This is a genomic window from Otariodibacter sp., assembly GCF_029256985.1.
GTDB lineage: Bacteria > Pseudomonadota > Gammaproteobacteria > Enterobacterales > Pasteurellaceae > Otariodibacter.
This window is the reverse complement of record NZ_JARIDQ010000074.1, coordinates 23,264-30,318: the sequence shown is the minus strand read 5'-3', so window position 1 is coordinate 30,318 and position 7,055 is coordinate 23,264. Positions and strand designations below refer to the sequence as shown.

Genomic DNA, 7,055 nt, shown 5'->3' with positions numbered 1-7,055 from the left:
CAGGTGGGGTAGAAAATGCGGTATTGCGATCAGTTGAGATTGGCGCCAATGCCTTTGCATTGTTTACGAAAAATCAGCGTCAATGGAAAGCTCCACCCTTAAAGCAAGAGAATATTGAAAAATTTAAACGCTTTTGTCAGGTTCATCAATTTTCTGCCGATCAAATCTTACCTCACGATAGTTATTTGATTAATTTAGGCAATCCCGAACAAGAAAACCTAACAAAATCGAGAAATGCCTTTATTGAAGAAATGCAACGTTGTGATCAGCTTGGTTTAAAACTATTGAATTTTCATCCCGGTAGTCACTTAAATAAGATTTCAGAAGATGATTGTTTAGCTCGAATTGCAGAATCAATCAATATTTCAGTTGATAAAGTGCCAAATGTAGTTGCAGTAATTGAAAATACAGCAGGGCAAGGATCAAATTTAGGTTGGCATTTTGATCATTTGGCTAAAATTATTGAACAAGTTGAGGATAAAAATCGTGTTGGGGTATGTTTAGATACTTGCCATCTTTTTTCAGCCGGTTATGATATCAGTACTACAGAGAAGTGTGAGCAAGTCTTTACTGATTTTGAACAAACAGTCGGTTTTCAATATTTGCGAGGTATGCATATTAATGGGTCTAAAACACCATTAGGCAGTCGAGTGGATCGTCACGATATGTTAAGAGAAGGCACTATTGGTACCGATATTTTTAAATTTGTGATGAATAATCAATATTTTGACAATATTCCTCTTATTTTGGAAACAATCAATCCAGATATTTGGGGTGATGAAATAAAATTTTTAAAAAGTTTGGAACAAAGTTAAAATAGTGTTGTCGCACATCCTACGTAAAGTAGATTCGATTTAAATTTACATTACTATACGTCAATTTATAAACAGGAGAATATTCGCTTTTAAGTTCTAGCGAGACGGTAAAATTATTATGCAGAAATCTTTTTTTAAGTTAACACAATATTTTGGCACAACAACAGTTATTATTTTGGGACTGAGTTTTTCATCTTTATCTCATGCTAGCTTAAGTACAAAAGCAGCAACTCCAAGCCAAATTTTAAAAAATACACATAAATCAGTAAGAAATTTTGATCGTAATATTAATGTAAGTAAAGTACTGAGTGTTTATCACGATTGGGCTGGTACACGTTATCGTTTTGGTGGTACAACTAAAGCGGGAATTGATTGTTCTGCATTTGTCCAAGTTGTGATGAGTAAAGCATTTAATATGCATTTACCTCGAGTAACAACAGGGCAAAAAAATATGGGTAAATCGATTTCTAAATCTGAATTACGCCCTGGTGATCTTGTATTTTTCCGTAAGAATGGTCATGTTGGAGTCTATATTGGCGATGGAAAATTTGTTCACTCAAGTACCAGCCAAGGCGTAACAACAAGCTCTTTATCTGATAGATATTGGTCTAGAAATTATACACAATCTCGTCGAGTACTTTAATTCTGTACTTGTACTATTATGCTGCATATTTTGTTTGAGGTGTGCGGTTTCTCATTTGGTGTAAGACATTAGTTATTACACCGGAGATATTCACCTCTTCCCATTGCATAATTCGTAAATTAGGTTCTATTGTATCTAGTGAAAATAGGATCTTCTCTCCGTTTATTTCATTAAAAAATTGATAAAACTTATATTCTCCATTTCTCTCAATAACAATTAGATCGTTAATGAAGATCTCTTGGTTCTGTTCAACAATCAACAAATCGTCCATCTCAATACCCCAAGCAATTAAATTAGGATTTTTTACATGGATAAAGAAAGTATCTGTCGGTCTTCTGATACAGAGTGAATTAAGATCCAGTTTTACAGATCGTTGTGTATTAAAATCACGATATAACGGAATCGGTTGATAAGAATTGTTACGTTCTAAGCTTCTGATGAATGCCATGATATTCCCTATTTAAATAACTGTGTGTTTATACAGTAATTGTACTGTTTAAATAAACAGTGTCAATAGGGAATTTAGCTTTTATTGTAAATAAATACAGTATGTAAAATAGAATGTTTACTACATAGGAGAGGTTGTATGGATATATTTTTGATCGTCTGTACATTTCAGTTAGAAATGTGATGTGGCTCACAAAATTTAGATAATTTCAGCATAACTAAGAATTTTTCCTAGGAAAAATGAACAATATTCTCAAGCCTTTTTACCCTATTTTACCTATATTTGAATTAAGTTTACTTAATTTTAAAAGGATAAAATATGAGTTTAAAATTTTTGCAAGAGATAAGAAAGCCAACTCTTGATCTACCTGTCGAAGAAAGAAGAAAAATGTGGTTTAAACCATTCATGCAATCATATTTAGTTGTATTTATTGGATATATGGCAATGTATTTAATTCGTAAAAATTTCAATATTGCTCAGAATGATATGATTGAGACTTACGGATTAACTAAAACTGAATTAGGAATGATAGGTTTAGGATTTTCTATTACTTATGGTATAGGTAAAACTGTCGTTTCTTATTATGCAGATGGGAAAAACACAAAACAATTTGTTCCTTTTATGCTTATTCTATCTGCAATTTGTATGCTTGGTTTTAGTGCAAGTATGGGAGAAGGTAGTGTAAGTCTATTCCTGATGATTGCTTTTTATGCGTTAAGTGGTTTCTTTCAAAGTACAGGTGGCCCATCGAGCTACTCAACTATTACTAAATGGACTCCAAGAAAAAAACGTGGTACTTATTTAGGGTTATGGAATTTATCTCACAATGTAGGAGGAGCAGCTGCTGCTGGTGTTGCAATTTTTGGAGCTACATATTTCTTTAATGGACACGTTATTGGGATGTTTATTTTCCCTTCAATTATTGCATTAATTGTTGGTTTCTTTGGATTACGATACGGAAGCGATTCTCCAGAAGCTTATGGCTTAGGAAAAGCTGAAGAATTATTTAATGAGCCACTTAGTGAGGAAGATTTTGCAACAGAATCTCAACAATTAACGAAATGGCAAATTTTTGTTCAATATATTTTGAAAAATAAAGTAATTTGGTTACTTTGCTTTGCAAATATTTTCCTTTATATTGTTCGTATTGGTATTGATCAATGGTCTCCTGTATATGCCTATCAAGAATTAGGATTTTCAAAAGATGCTGCAATTTCTGGTTTTGCACTATTTGAAGTAGGTGCCTTAACAGGGACTTTCCTATGGGGATATCTATCTGATTTGGCAAATGGACGTAGAGGATTAACAGCTTGTGTTGCATTGATATTGATTATATTTACATTAGAGTTTTATCAATTTGCAACAAATGAATATACCTATCTAATTGCATTATTTGTATTAGGATTTTTAGTGTTTGGCCCACAATTGCTTATTGGTGTTGCAGCTGTAGGTTTTGTACCTAAAAAAGCAATTAGTGTTGCAGATGGAGTTAAAGGAACTTTTGCGTACTTAATTGGTGATAGTTTTGCAAAATTAGGATTAGGTATGATCGCTGATGGAACACCTATCTTTGGTTTAACTGGATGGAGTGGTACTTTTGCTGCCTTAAATACTTCAGCTATAGCTTGTATCGTATTACTTGCCTTTGTTGCGATTGCAGAAGAACGAAAAATACGTAAAATAAAGTCATTAAGTAAGTAATAAAATTAAATTTTAAGAGTGTAAGAGTTTTCTTACACTCTTTTTCTATTTGAATAGGGAAGCCATGATAAAAGTTGTACTCGTAGATGATCACACTATTGTAAGATCTGGATTTTCTCAATTATTATCTTTAGAAGAAGATATTAAAGTAGTGGGTGAATTTGGTACTGCAAAAGAAGTTAGGCAATATTTGCCAACTCTCCAACCGGATGTTTGTATTCTTGATGTTTCTATGCCTGATGAAAATGGATTAGATTTATTGAGTTCTATTCCAAAATCAATTTCCTGTATTATGCTTAGTGTAAATGATTCAGATATTATTGTTCGCAAAGCGTTAGAGTATGGTGCAAAAGGCTATTTAAGCAAACGTTGTAATCCCGAAGAATTAATTCAAGCTGTTTATACAGTTTACTCTGGTGGTGTCTATTTAATGCCAGAATTAGCTATACGAATCACATCTTCCCATCAATATGAAGTAACTCAACAACTAACTAAAAGAGAAATTGAAGTTTGTGAGTTATTGGCTTCAGGATTGAATACAAAAGAAGTCGCAGATAAATTAAATGTAAGTTTTAAAACAGTACATACTCATAGAGCTAATGCGATGAGTAAATTAAACATTAAAAATAATGTTGAATTAGTTAAATTATTTCCTAAAATATAATAATGAAATCTATATTCACTCTTACTTGTACATACTTTTTAATTGTTAGTTTTTATTTTTGTTTATGGGTTGTCTCTAATTATTTATTACTAGATCCCGTATTAGCATTACTTTTTTTTCCTTTTTCTTTACGATTAGGTATAGTTCTTCATACTAATAAACGTTATTGGATTCCAGTATATTTTTCTGAGTTTACTGTATTATTTTTGATTACTCCAAAGGAGTTGTACGTAACATTATTTTTTATTAGTTTAATGAGTATTGTTTTTAGTTATATTTTTTCATTTTTTAAAAATAATAAAAATAATAATATGTTTTTGTATGATATATTTTTTGTTTTGTTTATTAGTGCTTTTAATAGTATTTTTTTTGTATATAAAGGATATTTTTATGTCTTTTTAGTTAACTTTACTGGTTTATTATTGATTATCCCTTTTTGTTATTTGTTAAATGATTTTTTATTTAATAGACGTTGGATTCCTATCACGTCAAGACTTGTTTCTTTACCTGTTTCATTTCGTATAAAACATATTTTAATCTATGCTTTATTTTTTATATTGAATATAACTATACAAACTTATCTACCTAATGAGTTTTTTAGATTTAGCTTATTTTTCTTATCTATTCCTATTATCATTTTATCTATATACTATGAGTGGAAAGGGGCAATAATTGCATCACTAATAAATAGTATATCTTTAATGGCTACAATTCATAATTTTTCTCACATACAAATTACCGACGTTTTTTTATCTATATCTCTACAAACAATTATTGGTATTTTTTTAGGTCTAAATATTCAAAAGCAAAATGAATTAAATAAAAGTTTAAAAATAGAATTGAAAAATAATCAAAATTTAACAAGGAAATTGATTGATACTGAAAATAATATTAGAAAGGAAGTTTCTCAAGAATTACATGATGAGATAGGACAGAATATTACTGCAATTAGGACTCAGGCAATGATATTAAAGCGTATTAATCCTAAGCAAGAAAATATAAAAATTACAGATACAATAGATAAATTGTCTTTAAATATTTATGATAGTGTTAAAGGTATATTAAACCGAATTAGGCCCAGAGTATTAGATGATCTAAAATTGATGCAAAGTATTCAAAATCTATTTATTGAAATGGGATTTGAACAGAGAAATATTAGATATAAATTTGACTTTAAAAATGACAAGGGAATTATATTAGATAATTTATTAGAAGTTACTATATATAGAATTTGTCAAGAAAGTTTAAATAATATAATAAAGCACTCTCAGGCAACATCTGTATACCTTTATATATCTATTGATAATATGATAAATATTATTATAGAAGATAATGGTGTTGGTATTGATAAATCTTATGATGGTAGAGGGCTAGGTTTAGTTGGTCTTAAGGAGCGCATATGCATCTTAAATGGCGATTTTACTGTAAAAAATTTATCAGTAGAAGGTAAAAAAGGAACAAAAATAGTTGTTAATCTACCAGGCTCATTGTTATGACTAAAGTATTTGTAGATATAGATAGTAAATATAAGTATTGGCGGTTGCATTTAATGCTAGTTATGTATGTAGGATATGCAGGCTTTTATTTGACTAGAAGAAGTGTGAATTATGCTCTTCCTGCAATTATATCCGATTTAGGGATTGATAAGTACGATATTGGTATTATGGCAACTAGCTTTTATATTACTTATGGTATTTCTAAATTCATTTCAGGAATTTTTTCTGATAGATCGAATCCTCGTTATTTCATGGCTATAGGATTAATTATTACTGGTATTACCAATATATTATTTAGCTTATCTAGTTCCATATTTTGGTTGATTTCATTTTGGATTATTAATGCTTGGTTTCAAGGGTGGGGTTGGCCAGCATGTTCAAAATTATTGACAACTTGGTATTCTCGCAATGAGAGAGGGTTATGGTGGTCAATTTGGAATACTGCTCATAATGTTGGTGGAGCTTTAATTCCTTTAATTATTGGTTATGTTACATTACATTATAACTGGCGCTATGGATTAAATTTTGCAGGATGGTTAGGTATTTTTATTGGATTAATATTATTGATACGATTAAAAAATACACCAGACACAATGGGGTTACCTAGTGTAGGTGTTTGGAGAAATGATCCTTTAGAGCTAGCTCAAGAAGAAGACGGTAAAGATCTATCTTGGCAAGATATTTTGAAAAAATATGTATTCTTAAATAAATACATTTGGTTATTAGCTTTTAGCTATACGTTGGTTTATGTAGTAAGAACTGCGATAAATGATTGGGGAAACATTTATTTAACGGAACATTATCATTATGATCTGGTTACAGCTAATACGATATTATCATTGTTTGAGGTAGGCGGTTTTATCGGTTCTATCGTTGCAGGATGGGGATCTGATAAATTTTTTGCTAGCAATAGAGGACCAATGGCCTTGATTTTTGCTATTGGTATTTTTACTTCTATTTCTGCTTTATGGTTAATGCCTAAAATGGATTTTATATTGCAAGCAAGTTTATTTTTCTGCGTTGGATTCTTTATATTTGGTCCACAAATGTTGATAGGAATGGCTGCCGCCGAATGTTCTCATAAAAAACTATCAGGAACAGCGACAGGTTTCGTTGGCTTATTTGCATATTTAGGTGCAGCTTTAGCAGGATATCCATTAGCTTTAATTGTTCAATCTTTTCATTGGTATGGGTTTTTTATTGTTATTTCATGTTCAGCGTCAATTATCGCTCTATTGTTGTTACCATTTTTAATCAGTAATCAGTCAGAATTTTTTTAATTACATTA

Annotated in this window: 7 protein-coding genes; 6 read left to right on the top strand and 1 reads right to left on the bottom strand. The window is 30.5% G+C overall.

The features are described 5' to 3' along the window. Positions 1-815 (top strand): deoxyribonuclease IV (nfo, locus tag Q1J40_RS07625; RefSeq protein WP_301099511.1); only part of this gene is annotated, 815 nt, incomplete at its 5' end. Between the two features lie 118 nt (positions 816-933). Then, positions 934-1,458 carry an NlpC/P60 family protein gene (locus tag Q1J40_RS07620; RefSeq protein ID WP_301099510.1) on the top strand — a complete coding sequence of 175 codons (525 nt, stop codon included), beginning with the start codon at positions 934-936 and terminating at the stop codon, positions 1,456-1,458. A 16-nt stretch (positions 1,459-1,474) separates the two neighbouring features. Here the strand turns inward: Q1J40_RS07620 and Q1J40_RS07615 are convergent, their stop codons facing one another. Next, on the bottom strand, positions 1,475-1,906 hold the full coding sequence (locus Q1J40_RS07615) for a LexA family protein (protein ID WP_301099509.1): 432 nt from the start codon (positions 1,904-1,906) through the stop codon (positions 1,475-1,477). 318 nt (positions 1,907-2,224) lie between these two features. Here Q1J40_RS07615 and uhpT point away from each other — a divergent pair, with 318 nt between their 5' ends. The 4 genes from uhpT (at position 2,225) to uhpC (ending at position 7,047) form a co-directional block, all read left to right on the top strand. Further along, positions 2,225-3,607, top strand: a complete 1,383-nt coding sequence (gene uhpT / locus Q1J40_RS07610; RefSeq protein ID WP_301099508.1) for a hexose-6-phosphate:phosphate antiporter UhpT — start codon at positions 2,225-2,227, stop codon at positions 3,605-3,607. A 64-nt stretch (positions 3,608-3,671) separates the two neighbouring features. Then, positions 3,672-4,271 carry a response regulator gene (locus Q1J40_RS07605; protein WP_301099507.1) on the top strand — a complete coding sequence of 200 codons (600 nt, stop codon included), beginning with the start codon at positions 3,672-3,674 and terminating at the stop codon, positions 4,269-4,271. 2 nt (positions 4,272-4,273) lie between these two features. Further along, on the top strand, positions 4,274-5,767 hold the full coding sequence (gene uhpB, locus Q1J40_RS07600; protein WP_301099506.1) for a signal transduction histidine-protein kinase/phosphatase UhpB: 1,494 nt from the start codon (positions 4,274-4,276) through the stop codon (positions 5,765-5,767). Continuing rightward, a complete protein-coding gene (uhpC, locus tag Q1J40_RS07595; RefSeq protein WP_301099505.1) occupies positions 5,764-7,047 on the top strand; it encodes an MFS transporter family glucose-6-phosphate receptor UhpC in 1,284 nt (427 codons plus the stop codon). The genes uhpB and uhpC overlap by 4 nt, the downstream gene beginning before the upstream one ends. Positions 7,048-7,055: the final 8 nt, after the last annotated feature.

Excerpts from the sequence above, each read along its gene's own strand:
- Q1J40_RS07620 (WP_301099510.1), top strand. The coding sequence starts at position 934 with ATGCAGAAATCTTTTTTTAAGTTAACACAATATTTTGGCACAACAACA.
- Q1J40_RS07615 (WP_301099509.1), bottom strand. The coding sequence starts at position 1,906 with ATGGCATTCATCAGAAGCTTAGAACGTAACAATTCTTATCAACCGATT.
- uhpT (WP_301099508.1), top strand. The coding sequence starts at position 2,225 with ATGAGTTTAAAATTTTTGCAAGAGATAAGAAAGCCAACTCTTGATCTA.
- Q1J40_RS07605 (WP_301099507.1), top strand. The coding sequence starts at position 3,672 with ATGATAAAAGTTGTACTCGTAGATGATCACACTATTGTAAGATCTGGA.
- uhpB (WP_301099506.1), top strand. The coding sequence starts at position 4,274 with ATGAAATCTATATTCACTCTTACTTGTACATACTTTTTAATTGTTAGT.
- uhpC (WP_301099505.1), top strand. The coding sequence starts at position 5,764 with ATGACTAAAGTATTTGTAGATATAGATAGTAAATATAAGTATTGGCGG.